Here is an 18,391-nt window from a genome sequence, read left to right on the forward strand (position 1 = left end):
TGACAACACTTTATGTTACTCGGGGAAACAACCATTGATGACGACCAGGCAATCCAGCTTCAGCTATGAGGAAATCCTGACCTGCGGCCGAGGTGAACTGTTTGGCCCCGGCAACGCGCAGCTGCCGCTGCCGCCCATGCTCATGGTCCATCGCATCACGGAAATCTCCGAGACGGGCGGCGCCTTCGACAAGGGCTTCATTCGCGCCGAGTATGACGTGAGCCCTGATGACTGGTACTTCCCCTGCCATTTCCAGGGCAACCCGATCATGCCCGGCTGCCTCGGTCTCGACGGCATGTGGCAATTGACCGGGTTCTTCCTGGGCTGGCTCGGCGAACCGGGGCGCGGCATGGCGCTGTCAACCGGCGAAGTGAAGTTCAAGGGCATGGTTCGCCCCCATACCAAGCTGCTCGAGTACGGAATCGATTTCAAGCGGGTCATGCGCGGTCGCCTCGTGCTCGGCACTGCCGATGGCTGGCTGAAGGCCGACGGCGAAACCATCTACCAGGCAACCGACCTGCGTGTCGGTCTGTCGAAGGAAAAGACCGACTAAGCCGCGGGTTCTCCGCACCGAATGAGATAAAGAAAAGGTCATTACCATGAGACGGGTTGTTGTCACGGGCCTCGGGATCGTTTCCTCGATCGGGAATGATGCCGACGAAGTCACGGCATCGCTGCGCGACGCCAAATCGGGCATCACGTTTTCTTCCGATTTCGCCGAAAACGGCTTCAAGTGCCAGGTCTGGGGCGCACCGACGCTCGATCCGAGCGATCTCGTCGACCGGCGCGCCATGCGCTTCCTGTCGCAGGGCGGCGCGTGGAACCACGTGGCCATGAAGCAGGCGATCGCCGACTCCGGCCTCGAGGAAGCGGTCATTTCCCGCAACGAGCGCACCGGCATCATCATGGGCTCGGGTGGTCCGTCCACCCGCACGATCGTCGAGGCGGCGGACACGACCCGCAAGAACGTGAGCCCCAAGCGCATCGGCCCGTTTGCCGTGCCGAAGGCGATGTCGTCGACGGCTTCGGCCACGCTTGCGACCTGGTTCCAGATCCACGGCGTCAACTACTCGATCTCGTCGGCCTGCTCGACGTCTGCCCATTGCATCGGCAATGCCGCGGAGATGATCCAGTGGGGCAAGCAGGACGTGATGTTCGCCGGCGGCCACGAGGACCTGGACTGGACGATGTCCAACCTGTTCGATGCCATGGGCGCGATGTCCTCCAAGTACAACGACACGCCGTCGACCGCATCGCGCGCCTATGACGTCAGCCGTGACGGTTTCGTCATTGCCGGCGGTGCCGGCGTGCTGGTGCTCGAAGAGCTGGAACATGCCAAGGCGCGCGGCGCCAAGATCTACGCCGAAATCGTCGGCTACGGCGCGACTTCTGACGGCTACGACATGGTCGCCCCATCAGGCGAAGGCGCGATGCGCTGCATGCGCCAGGCGCTGTCGACCGTGAAGGGCGACGTCGACTACATCAACACGCACGGCACGTCGACCCCGGTCGGCGACAGCAAGGAAATCGGCGCCATCCGCGAAGTGTTCGGCGCGAAGATCCCGCACATCCAGTCGACGAAGTCGCTCACCGGCCACTCGCTCGGCGCTGCCGGCGTCCAGGAATCGATCTACGGTCTCCTGATGATGCAGGGTGGCTTCATCGGCGAGAGCGCCCATATCAGCGAACTCGACCCGGAATTCGATGGTGTGCCGATCGTGCGCAAGCGCATCGACAACGCCAAGATCGATACGGTTCTTTCCAATTCGTTCGGCTTCGGCGGAACCAACGCAACGCTCGTCTTCCAGCGCTACAACGGATAACACCATGACGGGACTGATGAATGGAAAGCGTGGCCTCATCATGGGTGTGGCCAACAACCACTCTATTGCCTGGGGCATCTCGAAGGCGCTGGCAGCGCAGGGCGCGGAACTGGCCTTCACCTACCAGGGTGAAGCGCTTGGCAAGCGCGTGAAGCCGCTGGCGGCCGAGGTCGGCTCCGACTTTCTGCTGCCTTGCGACGTCGAGGACATCGCTTCCGTCGATACGGTCATCTCGGCCATCAAGGAACGCTGGGGCAAGCTCGACTTCATCGTCCACGCCATCGGCTTTTCCGACAAGAACGAGCTGAAGGGCCTCTACGCCGACACGACGCGCGACAACTTCAGCCGCACCATGGTGATCTCGTGCTTCTCCTTCACGGAGATCGCCAAGCGCGCCGCCGAACTGATGAACGACGGCGGCTCGATGCTGACCCTGACCTATGGCGGCTCGGTGCGGGTGATGCCGAACTACAACGTCATGGGCGTTGCCAAGGCGGCTCTCGAAGCCTCCGTGCGCTATCTTGCGGCCGACTACGGCGTGCGCGGCATCCGCGTCAACGCGATTTCTGCCGGCCCGATCCGCACGCTTGCAGGCGCCGGCATTTCCGATGCGCGGGCCATGCTCTCCTGGCAGCAGAAGAATTCGCCGCTTCGCCGCACCGTCACCATCGACGATGTCGGCAGTTCGGCGCTCTACCTGCTTTCCGATTTGTCGCGTGGCGTCACCGGCGAAATCCACTACGTGGATTCGGGCTACAACATCACCTCGATGCCGGCGCTCGACGCGCTCAGGACCGCCGACGCCGAGTAAAGCTGATGGGTGGGCACAGCCCAGAGATGACGAGCCCCGGTGCGGTTATCGCCGGGGCTTTTTTGTTGGCGTGTTTTCCAGTTTGGTTGGCTCCCGCGCCCGGCGCCTGCCGCTATTCCAGATCCATCGTGGTGAAGACCCGGCAATTGTCGGGCGCAGGCGTGCCACGGCAAATATCCGCATCGACCAGTTGGCCGACGGGCAGCTCGCTCGTCAACAGCAGCACCGTGGACAATTGATAGCGGCCGAGATTGCCGTCCGCGCTGCGCAGGCGTTCGACCAGGGACTGGTATCGCACGCCCATTTCACCGTAGTAAGCCACGAGTTTCCGGGTGTCTGCCTCGTTTCCGGCTAGCGTCGGAATGTCTTCGACGATCGCCCCCTCTCCCGCGAGTCGTCGATTGCCGGATGCAAGGACAAGCGTACATGCCTGTGAGCAGGCTCCAAGCGAAACTGCCTTGCCGATATACTCGGCCGCCTTGCGGTCGTTTGCGGTACAGTTCTTCTGATCTCGCTGACATCCAACGAAAATGGTCGTGCCCACCGCCACGCTCAGCTTGCTCTTGCGGATGAGGCGGCCGAGTGCCATCGCAGCCGCCATATCGCCACCGGGCGATCGCAGGACCAATGGTAGCTTGCGGCCTGCGAGCGTTTTCAAGGTTGCCTTCAGCAGTGCCGGCGTCTTCGGACCGATGGTGCCTGCGGCGGAAATCCATTCCGGACATGTCGGCTCGCAACCGACCTCGTTCGAGCGCACGACGACAAACCGCATCTGCTGCTCAGCCGCCATTGCCGGCCGCTCCATCAACAGGCTTGCGGCCAGCAGACAGATCAGCAGCACTACTCGTCGCAGGCGGGGCGTGGCGCAGCCGACGGGAGAACTCCATATGCGCATTCCGGTCTCCAACCCAGATCCCCTCGTCTAACGCTTCAGGTCCGACATAACGAAAACCCGGCAATTGGCGGAGGCGGGCACCGTCTTGCAGACCCCGGCCGCGGTCAGCAGCTCGACCCCGCCCAGTTGCGTGATCAACTTCATCTCCATCATCGCCACAGGTTCGATCTTGCGCATGTCGGCAGCGGGCGTGATCTTCATCTGATCGATGACCGCACGCCCGACGCCCATTTCCGCTAGGTATGCGGCCAGTTCGCGCTCCATCGCCTTGCTCATCTCGTAGGTCTTGCGGTTGCCAACATTCTTTTGGCTGACGACTTTCTTGCTGATTATCTTCTTCCTGCCGTTCACGATCCGATATTTCTCCTGGTACCGTGTCTGGACCTGAGCGTAGACAGCGGTGATCTGGTGAACGCCCAGATATGCCCACTGGCCGACCACACGCCGGGCACCGCCGGCAAGCATCAGCGGGCAGGCGGAGTTGCAATAGGCTCCGCCCGAATAGGCAGTCCCGATGAGGCGGGCACCCTTGCCGTCATTGTCGCGGCAATCCTTCTGCTGCGGCTGACAACCGACGAAGCGCGTCTTGCCGACCGCCACTTCGAGCTTTCGCGCCCGGATGATCCGTCCGAGCACCATGGCGGCATCGACGTCGCCGCCGAGCGACGTCACGACGATCGGCAGGCGGCGGTCGCCGATCGCCTTGAGCAGCTTCTTGAGATGCGTCGGACTTTCGCGAACGATCGTCCCCTCGGCCGATATCCACTCCGGGCATGTCGGCTCGCACCCCGGCTGATTGCTGCGAACCACCAAGAACTGCATGTCAGCGCCGCCGGCCGGCGATGCCAGAACTGTCGAGGCTGAGGCCAGGAGCCCGGCCAACAGACAGAGAATGGCCACGGAATGCAGGAAGACGTCGCGTAGAAGTGTCGTGCCGAGCAAAGAAGTCCCTCATCCCGACTGTTTGAGCGTCGATCAGAACGCAGCGCTTTCGCTGGATTCCAGTCTCGCAGCCCCGCCCGGCGCCGGGCTGAAGAAAATGTCTAGTCCGCAAAATCCATGCGGCAAATGTGACTGTCGAAACAAATGTCAGGCGACAATTCTGGTTGCGTTGTCATGGAATAACACCAACGATAGCACGACACGAAAACGGAGGGCAACAGCACTCACATCGTGGATCGCTGGGCCATTCCGGACGACGGGGCTGTCTCGATAGCCGACGTTTGCGACGCCACAGCCGCTCCAGGGGGCGTAACCGGCAATGCCGTTCAAAAGCGCCGCTGGGGCGCCTTGTATCGACGCCCCTTCCGAGACAAGCGTGAGAAAAGAGAGGTTTTTTCCGCTGGCGATCGCGTCAACGCCGACGTCACTGGCTGCGGGCGTCGTCATGGACCGAAAGGTTCAGGCCAGAGAAACAGGACAAGCAGGACGACGATGATCGCCAGCACGACCAGGCCGGTATGCGTGCGCCGCGCCGGATCCAGCGGCAGACGGTAGAGGCTCTTCAGGAACGACAGGGGCACTTCCGAGGTGGCTCCGTGCCCCTCGGCGTGCTTTATATCCTTGGCGATGGCTTCGGCCGCATCCTCGGTCAAAGGCGGCCTGTTCACTCCCCACGTCATGGCACCCATCCTTCGACGAGACACATCGGCAGCGAGCATGGTGAGCCCGATCAAGGATGATGGCAACAGGCAATCTTTTGCCTTCACGCCGACGGATGAGGCGCACACCCAAAAACGAAAGAGCCGGGCGACGAACCCGGCTCCTTGCTTGACTTCGATTGCGGCTCAGCGCTTGCCCCAGAGAACCTTGAAGCGTGCGTTGCGGCAGGTCTCGCCATATTCCTTGAAGGTCTCGGCGAGCACCTGCTCATACTGCAGGCCGCGATTGGCGACCAGCATGACCTTGCCGCCCTGCTTCAGCGCCTTGTGCGCCGCCTTGATGATCGCCACGCCCAGCGCCGGTTCGGCGGCATGGCCTTCGTGGAACGGCGGGTTCATGACGATGAGATCGTATTTGTCGCGCGGCTCTTCGCTCGTCAGGTCGAACCAGTAGAAGCGCGCCGGCATGCGCGGAGCGTTTGCCGGCATGTTGACGCGGGCCGCCTCCAGCGCATCGTGGTCGGCCTCGAAGAGGTCGATGCCCTTCGTGCCGGGCGACGCTTCGGCGAGCTTGACCGCGAGATAGCCCCAGCCGGCGCCGAAATCGGCGGCATGGCCGTTGAAGTCGCGCGGCAGGCGCGAGGCCAGCAGTTCGGAGCCGGCATCGATGCGATCGTGCGAGAACATGCCCGGAGAAGCTGCGAACAGGCCGTCGACCCGGACCGGCACCTTGGCAAGTTTCTGAACAGCGTCGGTGACGTCTTCCGGTCGGGTGAACCAGAAGGCGACGCCGTGATATTTCGGCAGGTGATCGCCATCCCATTCGAACTTGGCGATGCGCTTCTTCAGCGACTGGATGCCATCTTCCTTGCCGCCGGCAACGACGATGAGCGCGCCGTCGCGCGTGCGCTTCAGCGCCTCGGCGATGCGGTCCTCGTTTTCACCCTTGTGCTTGCCGCACAGGATCAGCGCGACGTCGTAGTCCTCACCGGTGACCACAGGCGCCACGTCGGCGCGCTCGGCCTCAAGGGCGCGATACAGCGGCCTTAGCGGCTGGACGGAAGCGATCGACGCCCCGAAGCCCTCGGGCAGCCTGTAGCCCGCCTCAGCACCGAGGAAGAGCACACGCTCGCCCTCGCCCGGCGGGTCGATAACCCCGGTTTCGAACGGGTGGAACAGGGTCTTCAATGCGTCTCGGCTCATCGGTTTCTTCCGTCGATATCAGTACAAGAAAAGGGCGCGGAGCGATCCGCTCCGCGCCCCGAATGCGTTCGGGTAGAGACCGCTTATTCAGCGGCTTCGCCGTCACCCTTCTTTTCTGCAGCAACTTCCTTGCCGGTCGCCTGGTCGACGACCTTCATGGAAAGGCGAACCTTGCCGCGCTCGTCGAAGCCCATCAACTTGACCCAGACCTTGTCGCCTTCCTTGACGACGTCGGTGGTCTTGGCAACGCGCTCCGAGGCAAGCTGCGAGATATGGACGAGGCCGTCACGGGCGCCGAAGAAGTTGACGAAGGCGCCGAAGTCGGCGGTCTTGACAACGGTGCCTTCGTAGACCTGGCCGACTTCCGGCTCGGCAACGATCGAGTGGATCCACTTGCGGGCCGCTTCGATTTCCTTGCCCGAAGAAGAAGCGATCTTCACGGTGCCGTCGTCTTCGATGTTGATCTTGGCGCCGGTCTTTTCGACGATTTCGCGGATGACCTTGCCGCCGGAGCCGATGACTTCACGGATCTTGTCGACCGGGATGTTCATCACTTCGATGCGCGGTGCGAATTCGCCGAGCTGGCCGCGGCTTTCGGAGATGGCCTTGGCCATTTCGCCGAGGATGTGGAGACGGCCGCCCTTGGCCTGGTTGAGCGCAATGCCCATGATCTCTTCGGTGATGCCCTCGATCTTGATGTCCATCTGGAGCGAGGTAATGCCGGCGTCGGTGCCTGCAACCTTGAAGTCCATGTCGCCGAGGTGATCTTCGTCGCCGAGGATGTCGGAGAGAACGGCGAAGCGCTCATCTTCCTTGATCAGGCCCATGGCGATACCGGCAACCGGCTTTGCCAGAGGAACGCCTGCATCCATGAGAGCGAGCGAGGTGCCGCAGACCGTCGCCATCGACGACGAGCCATTGGATTCGGTGATCTCGGAAACGACGCGCAGCGTGTAGGGGAACTGCTCGGCTTCCGGCAGCATCGGGCGGATAGCGCGCCAGGCGAGCTTGCCGTGACCGATTTCGCGGCGGCCCGGGGAGCCCATGCGACCGGTTTCACCGACCGAGAAGGGCGGGAAGTTGTAGTGCAGCATGAAGCGTTCTTTGTACATGCCGGTCAGGCTGTCAACGTACTGTTCGTCTTCGCCGGTGCCGAGCGTGGCAACGACGATCGCTTGGGTTTCACCGCGGGTGAAGAGCGCCGAACCGTGGGTACGCGGCAGAAGACCGACTTCCGAGACGATCGGACGTACGGTTTCGAGATCGCGGCCGTCGATGCGGCTCTTGGTGTCGAGGATGTTCCAACGAACGATCTTGGCCTGCAGGTGCTTGAAGACAGCGCCGATAACCTCAGGCGTATGCGCCGGCTCGATGCCTTCCGGCAGGAAGTGCGCCTTTACCTTCGCCTTGACAGCGTCGACGGCAACGTAGCGAGCAACCTTCTCGGTGATCTTGTAGGCATTGCGCAGTTCGTCTTCGGCAAGCGAAAGCATGGCGTTTTCGAGAGCGGAATGATCTTCCGGTTCGAATTCGCGCGGCTCCTTGGCGGCAACTTCAGCGAGCTTGATGATGGCGTCGATGACCGGCTGGAAACCCTTCTGGCCGAATACGACGGCGCCGAGCATGATGTCTTCGGCCAGTTCCTTGGCTTCCGACTCGACCATCAGCACGGCTTCCTGCGTGCCGGCGACGACGAGGTCGAGGGTCGACTCGTCCATCTCATCGAGATGCGGGTTAAGAACGTACTGGCCGTTGATGTAGCCGACGCGCGCGCCGCCGATCGGGCCCATGAACGGGATGCCGGACAGCGTCAGCGCAGCGGAAGCTGCAACCATCGACAGGATGTCGGGATTGTTTTCGAGGTCATGCTGCATGACCGTGACGATGACCTGGGTGTCGTTCTTGTAGCCATCGGGGAAAAGCGGGCGGATCGGGCGGTCGATCAGACGCGAAACCAGCGTTTCGTTCTCGCTCGGACGACCTTCGCGCTTGAAGTAGCCGCCCGGGATTTTGCCGGCGGCGTAGGTCTTTTCCTGGTAGTTGACGGTCAGCGGGAAGAAGTCCTGGCCCGGCTTCGGCGACTTGGCCGAAACGACGGTGGCGAGAACGACGGTTTCGCCGTAGGTGGCGAGAACGGCGCCGTCAGCCTGACGGGCGACCTTGCCGGTTTCGAGCTTGAGCGGACGCCCAGCCCATTCGATTTCAACCTTATGGGTATCGAACATGTTCTGTCCTTCGTGTGCGGCAGACCTTTCCGCGGCTGTTGCAGCGCGGGTGGTCGAAAAACCGCCTGGTATGGCGCATCACGGGCAAGACAACGGGAGGCTTCAAAAGAGACCGGCCGCTTTCCGCTTTGCAAGACCTGGCTGCTCTGCAGCGGGTTCTGCAAGCAGGCGCCGAAGCATCCTGCAATCCTGCCCCATGACGGGCCATCGGTTGATCCGCGGATCCGGCCCATCCGGCCCGCTGGATACCTCTCCTTGTGTGCGCCTAGTGCGCTTGCGGAGAGTTCATTTCCTGAGCGCTCTGCGCTCCATAATAAAAAAGGCCGGCGGACCGCATGCGATCCGCCGGGCAAGTCGCTTAGCGACGGATGCCGAGGGCACCAATCAGCTTGGTGTAGCGCGCTTCGTCTTTCTTTTTCAGATAGTCGAGGAGCGAACGACGGCTGGAAACCATCGCGAGAAGACCACGGCGGGAATGGTTATCCTTCTTGTGGCCCTTGAAGTGTTCGGTCAGGTTGTTGATCCGTTCCGTCAGGATAGCTACCTGGACTTCCGGAGAACCGGTGTCGCCTTCAACGGTTGCATATTCCTTGATGAGCTGAGCCTTACGCTCTGCAGCAATCGACATCGGATGATCCTTTCGATTTCGAGGATTTAGGGACGCCTTCAGCCGGGATGTCGTCCAGCTGCGGCCGTGAATGCAACGGGCATGCGCCTTTTGCTGGCGTGCCTATAACCGAATTGGATGAAAAAGGAAAGGGTCATGAAAATGGCTCTTCAGCGATGGCCGGCCGCCTCTCAATTGCCTGACGGTCGCGGGCGCATCGGCGCCGACTTCAGCTGGTCGCCATCAACCGGGACACAGTCGAGATAGGCGGCAAACACCCATCCGAGTTCGCCGGCAACGCTCGAAACCAGCGCCCAGCCCCTGCCGGCATGCCGGCGTTCGCCGACCCGGCGAACCTTGCTGCCATTGGCCAATGTCATGACGATCCGGCCGTTCGGTTCCGTGCGGACATTACGGCGCCGCGCGTCAAATATGACGCGCAAAGGACGCTGTAACGCTTTAGACCTGCTGCATAATTTTATCCTTAAATCGGATCCGATTTAAGGAATTATGCAGTAAGCGGCGTGCCGGTCGGGTCTGAGACGACACAGGCCACATCCTGGCCGGCGGCGGGTGCCGCAGCCATCAGGCTCAACACGACTGAGAGAATGCCGATGCGACCTGTCCAGCCCCGCATTCCTGCCCCTTTTCAAAACCAACCGTTCAAAACCGAATGCGTCTCAAGGCTCCGCGTCGTCCCCTTCGCCACCCTTGGCATTCCGCGGGATGTTGATCCGCCACTCGATGCCGTCGGGATGCATGATCCGTTCTAATTCGGCCTTCAGCGCCATGCCGAGCATACGCTCCAGCACCAGCGTTCCAAAGCCCTTGCGGGTCGGGTTCGTCTGCGCCTCGATGTCGGCCCCCTCCTCGCGCCAACGAACGGCGATGCCCTCGTCGGACAGCGACCAGCTGAGCTTGACGACACCGGTGGTATTGGCAAGCGCACCATACTTCGTGGCGTTCGTGGCCAGTTCATGCAGCGCCATGCCGAGCGTTTGTGCGCTCTCCGTGTCGAGCCTTAGGGGCGGGCCCGACAGGACCACACGCTTGGGATCATCCGGGGTGAACGGCTGCAGCTGGTTCTGGGCAAGCTCGCGGAAATCGACGCCCTGGGCGGCGTTGGCAATCATCAGATCTGTCGAGCGAGCAAGGCCGGCGATGCGCTTGCGGAAGGAGTCCGCGAAGTCGGCGACGCTTTCGGCCGAATGCACCGACTGATTCAGCATCGACTGGATCACCGTCAGCTGGTTCTTCGAGCGGTGGGCAACCTCGCGCATCAGGAAGCGGATCTCGCCCTCGGCCTTGGTGCGCGACGCCGCGGCCTTGGCAAGGGCTGCGGATACGGTCTCGACTTCGGCGATCATATGCGGGCGCGGCTCGATGCGCTCGCCGGCGCCGAGGCGGCGTGCGTCGAGCGCGACCAGTTTCACCCCTTGCGACAGAAGCCTTGCGATCGCCAGCGATCCCGCAATGGCAATGCCGGCAAAGATGATGCCGCCAAGCGACAGCCACAGGAAGGACCAGGTGGCCGGCGCATCGACCGTGGTGCGCGGCGCCCAGGCGATGATCCGCCAGCCGGTCACGACGGAGAACTCCGTTGCCACCCGATAGGCGGTACCGTTTTCGGTGATGTTGCGCACGCCGATGCTGATCGCCGGCACCTTGTCGAGGAAGAACGGTTCACCCGCCTTGACCCCGGTGTCGGAGGAAATGATGACCTTGCCGTTGCCGTCGACCAGAGCGGCGTTCCAGCCGGGCGACAGCGTTTCGCGGTTCACGGCCTTGGCCATGCTCTCGGCGTTCTGCGTCAGAGCGAGCAGGTATTCCTCGCCGGTTGGAAGCTTCGCCGGCAAATAAACGTTGAAGACCCACTTTTCGGCCGTCTGGCCGAAGAAGACGTTCGAGACCAGCGGCGCACCATTGTTGGTGAAGGCCCGCTCGACGGAGGCGGGATCGGAGGCCTTGGCGAGCGGCGTGCCAAAGGGCACCCGGGTGTTCATGAGCTGATTGTGCTTGCGGTCGATGACGATCAGATAGGAATCGGTATCGGCGAGCGCCGTCGAGGCCCTGCGATAGAAGGCCTCCATGTCGCCGCCCTCCATCGCCGGTGCGGTCGACAGCACCTTCAGCGTCGTCAGCATTCCCTCGACATCGCGCTCGACGATGCGCGTCACCGATCCGGTCGAGGCCTGCAGCAGCGCGGTGATGACCTGCTCCTGTGCGTCGACGCTGCGCTTCAGCACCACGAGCGAAAAGATGAACGCGGGAACGATCGCGATCAGCAGCAGCGAAGTCAGGTAGAAACGGAAAGGCCGCGTCATGCGGTGACGAACGAAATCGAGAGCTGTCGCCAGGCGACCCACGGCAGTCTCCCTTCCCTCTTGCGAAACCTGCGCCAAATGCACCGCCTTTCAACCACAGCGTCGCGCGTCGAATATAACGCGCGAAGGCCACCGCAACACCTTAAAACTGCGTCATAATCCTCGCTCCAAATCAATGCCGATCCGGAAAATCATGCAGCAGCCATGACCGCCGGACGGCGGCCGAAACGGGCGACGAGCGCCTGCTTGCGAGCTGGAAACGGAACCGTTTCGAAGCAGCCCCAAGCCCTTGGGCGGGATCATGCGTCAGCGATGCGGCAAAGGCAAATGTGGCGATCGAAGCGATCAGCCGACGGCAAAGACCCGCTTCGGGCGGAACTCGCCTTCGGCGATCTCACCGATGGCGATCAGCTTGCCGCGGGTGGTCGCATAGGCTTCTGGCGTTGCCAGAGGCGCGTCTCGGCCACGCAGGATGATAGGATTGCCCATCTTCAGCCGATGCGCCTGGTCGTCGCTGACGGCGATATGCGGCAGGCTGGACAGCGCCTCGCCGGTTTCGATGACGAACGCATCGAGGGCTGCCAGCCGCTCGTCCTCGTCTTCGATCTTTTCGAGTGCCACCAGATCGGCGAGCGGCACCATGTCATCCTCGCCGAACGGCGCGACGAAGGTGCGCCGCAGCGAAGCGATGTGGCCGAAACAGCCTAGATCGCGGCCCATGTCGCGGGCGATCGAGCGAACATAAGTGCCCTTGCCGCATTCGATCTCGAACTGGGCGAGATTGGGCGCGGCGCCGAGCAGCGTCAGGCGGAACACCTCGACTTCGCGTGCCGGGATATCGACGGTCTCGCCATCGCGGGCGAGATCGTAGGCGCGCTCGCCGTCGATCTTGATCGCAGAGAACTGCGGCGGCACCTGGCTGATAACGCCGGTATAGTTCGGCAAGAGGGCGCGGATCGCCTCTTCGGTCGGGCGTGCGTCCGAAGAATGCGTCACCTGGCCTTCGAGATCGTCGGTCGAGCGCTCTTCGCCCCAGGCGACCGTAAATTCATAGATCTTGCGGCCATCCATGACATAGGGGACGGTCTTGGTCGCGTCGCCAAGAGCGATCGGCAGCATGCCGGACGCCAGTGGATCGAGCGTGCCGGCATGGCCGGCCTTCTGCGCCTTGAACAGCCACTTGATCTTGGAAACGGCTTCGGTCGAGCCGAAATCGAGCGGCTTGTCGAGGATCAGCCAGCCCGAGATCGGACGGCCCTTGGGTTTACGCGGTTTGGACATGAACTCTTCTATTCTTCGTCGTCGGTATTCGGATCGAGGTCGCGGCTGACTTCGGGCGAACGAAGCAGGGCATCGATCTTCTTGTAGTTGTCGAAGCTGGTATCGTCGCGGAAGCGAACTTCGGGCATGTACTTCAACTGGCGCAAATGCGGGCCGAGGCGGCCGCGAATGTACTTGGCGTTCTTGTTCAGCGCCTCGATGACCTCAGCATGATTGGGAACGCCGAGCGGCGTCACAAAGGCGGTCGCGATCCTCAGGTCGGTCGACATGCGCACTTCGGAGATCGCGATCAGCGTCTTCTCGATCACGGGATCGCGGACGTCGCCCCGCTGTAGAACCTGCGTGATCGCGGCGCGCACCTGTTCACCGATGCGCAGCATGCGCTGGGAGGGGGCAGAGGATGTGGCTCTGGTCATTGGTCAATACCTCAAAAAAATGCGAGCGCCGAAGGATAACCCGGCGCCCGCACAATTTCTAATCGGACGGATCTTACAGCGTCCGCGTGATGTGTTCGACGCGGAAGCACTCGATCGTGTCGCCTGCGCGGATGTCTTCGTAGTTCTCGAACGCCATACCGCATTCCTGACCGACGTTGACTTCCGAGACTTCGTCCTTGAAGCGCTTGAGCGTCTTGAGCTTGCCTTCGTGGATGACGACGTTGTCGCGAACCAGACGGACGCCGACGCCGCGCTCGACCTTGCCTTCGGTGACGCGGCAACCCGCGACCTTGCCGACCTTGGTGATGTTGAACACCTCAAGGATCTCGGCGTTGCCGAGGAAGGTTTCGCGACGCTCGGGCGAAAGCAGACCGGACATCGCCGCCTTAACGTCATCCACCAGATCGTAGATGATGTTGTAGTAGCGGATTTCGATGCCTCCACGCTCGGCTGCCGAACGGGCCTGATTGTTGGCACGAACGTTGAAGCCGATGATGGCGGCGTTCGATGCTTCTGCGAGCGAGATATCCGACTCGGTGATACCGCCAGCACCCGAATGGACGATGCGCGCACGCACTTCGTCGGTTCCGAGCTTGTCCAGCGCACCGGCGATCGCTTCGATCGAGCCTTGCACGTCGCCCTTGATGACGAGCGGGAACTCCTTGAGACCGGAGGTCTGGAGCTGGGTCATCATCTGCTCGAGCGAACCGCGCGAACCGGACTGACGGGCAACTGCCTTGTCGCGGGCAAGCCGCAGGCGGTATTCCGAGATCTCGCGAGCGCGGCTTTCGTTTTCGACGACGGCGAACTTGTCGCCTGCTGCCGGCGTGCCCGACAGGCCGAGAACTTCGACCGGCATCGACGGACCGGCTTCCTTGACGTGTTCACCCTTGTCGTTGACCAGGGCGCGCACACGGCCCCACTGGTCGCCGGCAACGATGATCTGGCCCGGACGCAGCGTACCCTTCTGAACGAGCACGGTTGCGACGGCGCCGCGGCCACGGTCGAGTTCGGCTTCAACCACAGTACCTTCGGCTGTCCGGTTCGGATTGGCCTTGAGGTCGAGGATTTCGGCCTGGAGCAGGATCGCTTCGAGCAGCTTGTCGAGGTTGGTGCCGTTCTTCGCCGAGACTTCCACGTCGAGAACTTCACCGCCCATGGATTCGACGAAGACTTCATGCTGCAGAAGTTCGGTGCGAACCTTCTGGGCATTGGCCGCCGGCTTGTCGACCTTGTTGATCGCCACGATGATCGGAACACCGGCCGCTTTGGCGTGGTTGATGGATTCGATCGTCTGCGGCATCACGCTGTCGTCGGCCGCAACCACCAGGATGGCAATGTCGGTCGCCTGGGCACCACGGGCACGCATGGCGGTGAACGCCGCGTGGCCGGGTGTGTCGATGAAGGTGATCTTGTTACCGTTCTGCTCGACCTGGTAGGCGCCGATGTGCTGGGTGATGCCACCCGCTTCGCCGGCAACCACGTTGGCATGACGGATGGCGTCGAGCAGCGAGGTCTTGCCGTGGTCGACGTGACCCATGATCGTGACGATCGGCGGACGCGAGACCAGTTCTTCCTCGATGTCGGAAACGTTGAAGATGCCTTCTTCGACGTCGGACTCGGAAACACGCTTGACGGTGTGGCCGAATTCGCCGGCGATGAGTTCAGCCAGGTCGGCATCGATCAGATCGCCGGGCTTCATCATCTGGCCTTCCTTCATCAGGTACTTGATGACGTCGACGGCGCGTTCGGACATGCGCTGCGACAGTTCCTGAATCGTGATGGTTTCCGGCAGAACGACTTCGCGCGAAATCTTCTCGCGGGTCTCCTGCATCTGGCTGCGCTTGAACTTCTCCTGGCGGCGACGCATCGCCGACAGCGAACGGGCGCGCTGGCCGGCATCCTCGTCGGCAGCGGTGGTCAGCGTCAGCTTGCCCTGGCGGCGACCATCGTCACCCTTCGGGCGCGTGACCGGCTTTGCCGGCTCCGGACGCACGACCTTGCCACGAACCGGACCTGCGCCGGGGCGCGGGCTGCGATCCTCATCCTTTTCGTTGTCGACCTTGCGGCCGCGCAGAGCACCGGCCGGTGCCGGCGTAGGAAGACCTGCTGCCGGGGCGGCGGCGGGCCGTGCAGCCTGCGGGCGATTGTCGACGCGACGCTCGCCGGCTGCAGGTGCGCGAGCAGCCACGGGGCGCTCTTCGACAACCTCTTCGGCCTTGGCTTCGGGCTCGACAGCCGGGCGGGCTGCTTCCTCGGCGGCGCGACGTGCGGCGTCTTCCTTCTCCTGCAGGAGACGGGCTTCTTCCTCACGCTTGCGGCGCGCTTCGTTCTCGGCGCGGATGACCGCTTCTTCAGCTTCGCGGATCTGGGCTTCGGCCAGAGCGCGGCGGCGCGCATCGATCTCACCGGCGGAAAGCTGGTTCAGAACGACACCGACGCGCGGACGGTTCGCCTGGTTGGCTTCCTGGCGCGTCTGGTGCTGCTGTGGCTGCGGGGCCGGGCGGCCCGAAGGCTGCGGCTGAGCCGGACGCTGTTCGGCCGGCCGTGCGGCGGGAGCCGCGGCAACCGGCGTGATCGGGCGCTCGTCCTTGGGGCGATGGAAGGGGCGTTTCTTGGTTTCGACCACGACCGCCTTGGTGCGGCCACGGCCCATGTCCTGACGCACGGTCCCCTGCGAAACCCCGGAGGGCTTCAGGGTCAGCGTCTTCTTGCCTGCTGCGCCGCCTGTCTTGTCGTCGTTGTTGTCGGTCATTCAGTTCCGTTCCTAGCGATCAGGGCCGGATGCGTATCACCTGACCCTGTCTTCCAAATTGTCTCAAACAATGTACGCGATGCCGGATTTTGCCGGTGACGCGCGTCATTGCTGTGGCTTGCCAGCGCCGCCTTCGGCCCGGACCGGGACGGATCCACGGTACTTTTCGAGCATGATTGCGCGCTTCACTACACCCTCACCCGCCTGCCCTGCAAGCGTTGCGGCATGGATAAAAGCATTACTTCCCAAAAGGCCCTCCATTTCCGCCGCCGTGAAGGGGCGGAACGCGGGTATTTCCGTTTCATCTTCAACCACAAAGCTCATCGCCTTGCGGGCCTGGTCAATCTTGCGGACGCCGTCGGCTGCCGCATCACTCGCGTGGAAGACGGCGAGTGCCGCCAATCCACGAACTGCCTGCTCCGTCTTCGTCGCGCCGGAGATGAACTGGGCCGCCTTGCGCGCCATGTTCATCATTCCGGCAAGCTGCTCGACGAGCAGCCTGTCCACGTCATCGGCAAGCGTCGCATCGACCTTGACGTCGGCCTTCAAGGCCCGGGCGAAGAGCTTCTTCGCCATGGCCTTTTCGACCAGCGCCCGCTCCGCCTTGACCCAGCAGCCGCGCCCCGGAAGCTGACGCTTCAGATCGGGAACGATGCGGCCGTCGGGTCCGGCGACGAAGCGGATCAGATCGTCGGGCGAGCCACTCTCGCGCGTGACGATGCAAGTCCGGGTGCTGCCGCTCTTGTCCTTCGGACCGTTGTCCGAAGGCAGAACGTCAGCGTCAGTCGATGCGGTGGTCGCCATCAGGCGTCCTGTTCCGCGCCTTCGGCAACCTCGATCGCCTCATCTACTTCCTGCTCGACGGCGAGGTCGTCTTCCGTGATCCAGCCGGCAGCAAGGCGAGCCTGAACGATCATGGCTTCAGCGTCGGCACGCGAAACTTCGAACTTCGAGAACGTGCCCTCGAAGCGCTTGGTCTCGCCGTCCTTGCGTTCGCTCCAGCCAACCAGGTCGTCAGCGGCGCAACCGGCAAAGTCCTCGATGGTCTTGATGCCTTCCTCGCCGAGCGCGACCAGCATCGGGCTGGTCAGGCCATTGATCGTGCGCAGTTCGTCGGCAACGCCGAGTTCCTTGCGCTTGGCATCCATCTCAGCTTCCAGCCTGTCCAGGTACTCGCGGGCGCGGGTCTGGATTTCGGTAGCCGTTTCGTCGTCGAAGCCGTCGATCGAGGCAATTTCGTCGAGATCGACATAGGCAAGCTCCTCGACAGCCGCAAAGCCCTCGGAAGCCAGAACCTGACCGACCATCTCGTCGACGTCGAGCGAGTCCATGAACAGGTTGGTGCGCTCGTTGAATTCCTTCTGGCGACGTTCGCTTTCTTCCTGCTCGGTGAGGATGTCGATATCCCAGCCGGTCAGCTGCGAAGCGAGGCGAACGTTCTGGCCGCGGCGGCCGATGGCCAGCGACAGCTGCTCGTCCGGAACCACCACTTCGATGCGTTCCGCATCTTCGTCGAGAACGACCTTGGCGACTTCCGCCGGCTGCAGCGCGTTGACGATGAACGATGCCGGATCCTGCGACCACGGAATGATATCGATCTTTTCGCCCTGCAGTTCGCCGACGACGGCCTGAACGCGCGAACCGCGCATACCGACGCAGGCGCCGACCGGATCGATCGACGAGTCGTTCGAGATCACGGCGATCTTGGCGCGCGAGCCCGGATCGCGGGCAACCGACTTGATCTGGATGATGCCGTCGTAGATTTCAGGCACTTCCATGGTGAAGAGCTTGACCATGAACTGCGGATGCGTGCGCGACAGGAAGATCTGCGGGCCGCGCTGTTCGCGGCGAACGTCGTAGACGAAGGCGCGGACGCGGTCGCCGTAACGCATGTTTTCGCGCGGGATCATCTCGTCGCGACGGATGATGCCTTCGCCACGGCCGAGATCGACGATGACGTTGCCGTATTCGACGCGCTTGACGGTGCCGTTGACGATCTCGCCGACGCGATCCTTGAATTCGTCGAACTGGCGGTCACGCTCGGCTTCGCGAACCTTCTGCACGATGACCTGCTTGGCCGACTGGGCAGCGATACGGCCGAAATCCATCGGCGGCAGCGGGTCGGCAATGAAGTCGCCGAGCTTGGCGTCCGGGTTGCGGTCGCGGGCCAGTTCAAGCGGGATCTGGGTGGAATAGTCTTCCGCCTTCTCGACCACTTCCAGCAGACGCTGCAGGCGGATTTCGCCGGTCTTGGAATTGATGTCGGCACGGATGTTGGATTCCGAACCATAGCGGGAGCGCGCGGCCTTCTGGATCGCATCGGCCATCGCGGCCAGAACGATCTCGCGGTCGATCACCTTTTCGCGTGCCACTGCATCTGCGATCTGCAGAAGCTCGAGCCGGTTAGCACTGACTGCCATCTCATGTCT

The 18,391-nt window shown here is 62.6% G+C and carries 18 protein-coding genes; 3 read left to right on the forward strand and 15 right to left on the reverse strand.

All coding sequences use genetic code 11. From position 1 onward, the window contains the following. Positions 1-37: 37 nt before the first annotated feature. From fabA to fabI, 3 genes are read left to right on the forward strand one after another with little or no spacing between them, the layout of a single operon-like run. A complete protein-coding gene (fabA, locus tag ASD00_RS02205; RefSeq protein WP_025425501.1) occupies positions 38-553 on the forward strand; it encodes a 3-hydroxyacyl-[acyl-carrier-protein] dehydratase FabA in 516 nt (171 codons plus the stop codon). Positions 554-599: 46 nt separating this feature from the next. Next, complete coding sequence (gene fabB, locus ASD00_RS02210) at positions 600-1,823, forward strand: beta-ketoacyl-ACP synthase I (RefSeq protein ID WP_025425500.1); 1,224 nt, start codon at positions 600-602, stop codon at positions 1,821-1,823. Positions 1,824-1,827: 4 nt separating this feature from the next. Further along, positions 1,828-2,634, forward strand: a complete 807-nt coding sequence (gene fabI, locus ASD00_RS02215; protein ID WP_025425499.1) for an enoyl-ACP reductase FabI — start codon at positions 1,828-1,830, stop codon at positions 2,632-2,634. Positions 2,635-2,746: 112 nt separating this feature from the next. Here fabI and ASD00_RS02220 read toward each other — a convergent pair whose 3' ends face one another. From ASD00_RS02220 to nusA, 15 genes are all read right to left on the reverse strand, one after another. After that, on the reverse strand, positions 2,747-3,529 hold the full coding sequence (locus ASD00_RS02220; RefSeq protein ID WP_128090450.1) for a hypothetical protein: 783 nt from the start codon (positions 3,527-3,529) through the stop codon (positions 2,747-2,749). Positions 3,530-3,556: 27 nt separating this feature from the next. Next, positions 3,557-4,471, reverse strand: a complete 915-nt coding sequence (locus tag ASD00_RS02225) for a hypothetical protein (protein ID WP_051509143.1) — start codon at positions 4,469-4,471, stop codon at positions 3,557-3,559. Positions 4,472-4,618: 147 nt separating this feature from the next. Then, on the reverse strand, positions 4,619-4,918 hold the full coding sequence (locus tag ASD00_RS41115; protein ID WP_025425498.1) for a hypothetical protein: 300 nt from the start codon (positions 4,916-4,918) through the stop codon (positions 4,619-4,621). Further along, positions 4,915-5,151: a hypothetical protein gene (locus ASD00_RS02235; RefSeq protein ID WP_057204439.1), complete on the reverse strand. Its 237-nt coding sequence runs from the start codon at positions 5,149-5,151 to the stop codon at positions 4,915-4,917. Before ASD00_RS02235 ends, ASD00_RS41115 begins: the two co-directional genes overlap by 4 nt. 165 nt (positions 5,152-5,316) lie before the next feature. Beyond that, complete coding sequence (locus ASD00_RS02240) at positions 5,317-6,333, reverse strand: class I SAM-dependent methyltransferase (RefSeq protein WP_025425496.1); 1,017 nt, start codon at positions 6,331-6,333, stop codon at positions 5,317-5,319. A gap of 83 nt (positions 6,334-6,416) precedes the next feature. Then, positions 6,417-8,558: a polyribonucleotide nucleotidyltransferase gene (pnp, locus tag ASD00_RS02245; RefSeq protein WP_025425495.1), complete on the reverse strand. Its 2,142-nt coding sequence runs from the start codon at positions 8,556-8,558 to the stop codon at positions 6,417-6,419. A 358-nt stretch (positions 8,559-8,916) separates the two neighbouring features. Next, positions 8,917-9,186, reverse strand: a complete 270-nt coding sequence (gene rpsO / locus ASD00_RS02250; protein ID WP_025425494.1) for a 30S ribosomal protein S15 — start codon at positions 9,184-9,186, stop codon at positions 8,917-8,919. A 170-nt stretch (positions 9,187-9,356) separates the two neighbouring features. Beyond that, complete coding sequence (locus ASD00_RS02255) at positions 9,357-9,608, reverse strand: SH3 domain-containing protein (RefSeq protein ID WP_025425493.1); 252 nt, start codon at positions 9,606-9,608, stop codon at positions 9,357-9,359. A gap of 65 nt (positions 9,609-9,673) precedes the next feature. Next, positions 9,674-9,802 carry a hypothetical protein gene (locus tag ASD00_RS42230; RefSeq protein ID WP_255569776.1) on the reverse strand — a complete coding sequence of 43 codons (129 nt, stop codon included), beginning with the start codon at positions 9,800-9,802 and terminating at the stop codon, positions 9,674-9,676. Between the two features lie 43 nt (positions 9,803-9,845). Further along, a complete protein-coding gene (locus tag ASD00_RS02260) occupies positions 9,846-11,567 on the reverse strand; it encodes a sensor histidine kinase (RefSeq protein ID WP_025425492.1) in 1,722 nt (573 codons plus the stop codon). Positions 11,568-11,834: 267 nt separating this feature from the next. Beyond that, positions 11,835-12,770 carry a tRNA pseudouridine(55) synthase TruB gene (gene truB, locus ASD00_RS02265; RefSeq protein ID WP_025425491.1) on the reverse strand — a complete coding sequence of 312 codons (936 nt, stop codon included), beginning with the start codon at positions 12,768-12,770 and terminating at the stop codon, positions 11,835-11,837. Between the two features lie 8 nt (positions 12,771-12,778). Continuing rightward, a complete protein-coding gene (rbfA, locus tag ASD00_RS02270; protein WP_025425490.1) occupies positions 12,779-13,186 on the reverse strand; it encodes a 30S ribosome-binding factor RbfA in 408 nt (135 codons plus the stop codon). A gap of 73 nt (positions 13,187-13,259) precedes the next feature. Further along, positions 13,260-15,962 (reverse strand): translation initiation factor IF-2, encoded by a 2,703-nt coding sequence (infB, locus tag ASD00_RS02275; RefSeq protein WP_025425489.1) that lies wholly within the window; start codon positions 15,960-15,962, stop codon positions 13,260-13,262. 105 nt (positions 15,963-16,067) lie between these two features. Continuing rightward, positions 16,068-16,766: an RNA-binding protein gene (locus ASD00_RS02280; protein ID WP_025425488.1), complete on the reverse strand. Its 699-nt coding sequence runs from the start codon at positions 16,764-16,766 to the stop codon at positions 16,068-16,070. After that, positions 16,766-18,382: a transcription termination factor NusA gene (gene nusA, locus ASD00_RS02285; protein ID WP_025425487.1), complete on the reverse strand. Its 1,617-nt coding sequence runs from the start codon at positions 18,380-18,382 to the stop codon at positions 16,766-16,768. The genes ASD00_RS02280 and nusA overlap by 1 nt, the downstream gene beginning before the upstream one ends. Positions 18,383-18,391: the final 9 nt, after the last annotated feature.

It is taken from the genome of Ensifer sp. Root31 (assembly GCF_001424825.1).
Classification (GTDB): Bacteria; Pseudomonadota; Alphaproteobacteria; order Rhizobiales; family Rhizobiaceae; genus Ensifer; species Ensifer canadensis.

Excerpts from the sequence above, each read along its gene's own strand:
- truB (WP_025425491.1), bottom strand. The coding sequence starts at position 12,770 with ATGTCCAAACCGCGTAAACCCAAGGGCCGTCCGATCTCGGGCTGGCTG.
- nusA (WP_025425487.1), bottom strand. The coding sequence starts at position 18,382 with ATGGCAGTCAGTGCTAACCGGCTCGAGCTTCTGCAGATCGCAGATGCA.
- ASD00_RS02220 (WP_128090450.1), bottom strand. The coding sequence starts at position 3,529 with ATGCGCATATGGAGTTCTCCCGTCGGCTGCGCCACGCCCCGCCTGCGA.
- fabI (WP_025425499.1), top strand. The coding sequence starts at position 1,828 with ATGACGGGACTGATGAATGGAAAGCGTGGCCTCATCATGGGTGTGGCC.
- pnp (WP_025425495.1), bottom strand. The coding sequence starts at position 8,558 with ATGTTCGATACCCATAAGGTTGAAATCGAATGGGCTGGGCGTCCGCTC.
- ASD00_RS02240 (WP_025425496.1), bottom strand. The coding sequence starts at position 6,333 with ATGAGCCGAGACGCATTGAAGACCCTGTTCCACCCGTTCGAAACCGGG.
- fabB (WP_025425500.1), top strand. The coding sequence starts at position 600 with ATGAGACGGGTTGTTGTCACGGGCCTCGGGATCGTTTCCTCGATCGGG.
- fabA (WP_025425501.1), top strand. The coding sequence starts at position 38 with ATGACGACCAGGCAATCCAGCTTCAGCTATGAGGAAATCCTGACCTGC.
- rpsO (WP_025425494.1), bottom strand. The coding sequence starts at position 9,186 with ATGTCGATTGCTGCAGAGCGTAAGGCTCAGCTCATCAAGGAATATGCA.
- infB (WP_025425489.1), bottom strand. The coding sequence starts at position 15,962 with ATGACCGACAACAACGACGACAAGACAGGCGGCGCAGCAGGCAAGAAG.
- ASD00_RS02235 (WP_057204439.1), bottom strand. The coding sequence starts at position 5,151 with ATGACGTGGGGAGTGAACAGGCCGCCTTTGACCGAGGATGCGGCCGAA.
- ASD00_RS42230 (WP_255569776.1), bottom strand. The coding sequence starts at position 9,802 with ATGCGGGGCTGGACAGGTCGCATCGGCATTCTCTCAGTCGTGTTGAGC.
- ASD00_RS02280 (WP_025425488.1), bottom strand. The coding sequence starts at position 16,766 with ATGGCGACCACCGCATCGACTGACGCTGACGTTCTGCCTTCGGACAAC.
- ASD00_RS41115 (WP_025425498.1), bottom strand. The coding sequence starts at position 4,918 with ATGACGACGCCCGCAGCCAGTGACGTCGGCGTTGACGCGATCGCCAGC.
- rbfA (WP_025425490.1), bottom strand. The coding sequence starts at position 13,186 with ATGACCAGAGCCACATCCTCTGCCCCCTCCCAGCGCATGCTGCGCATC.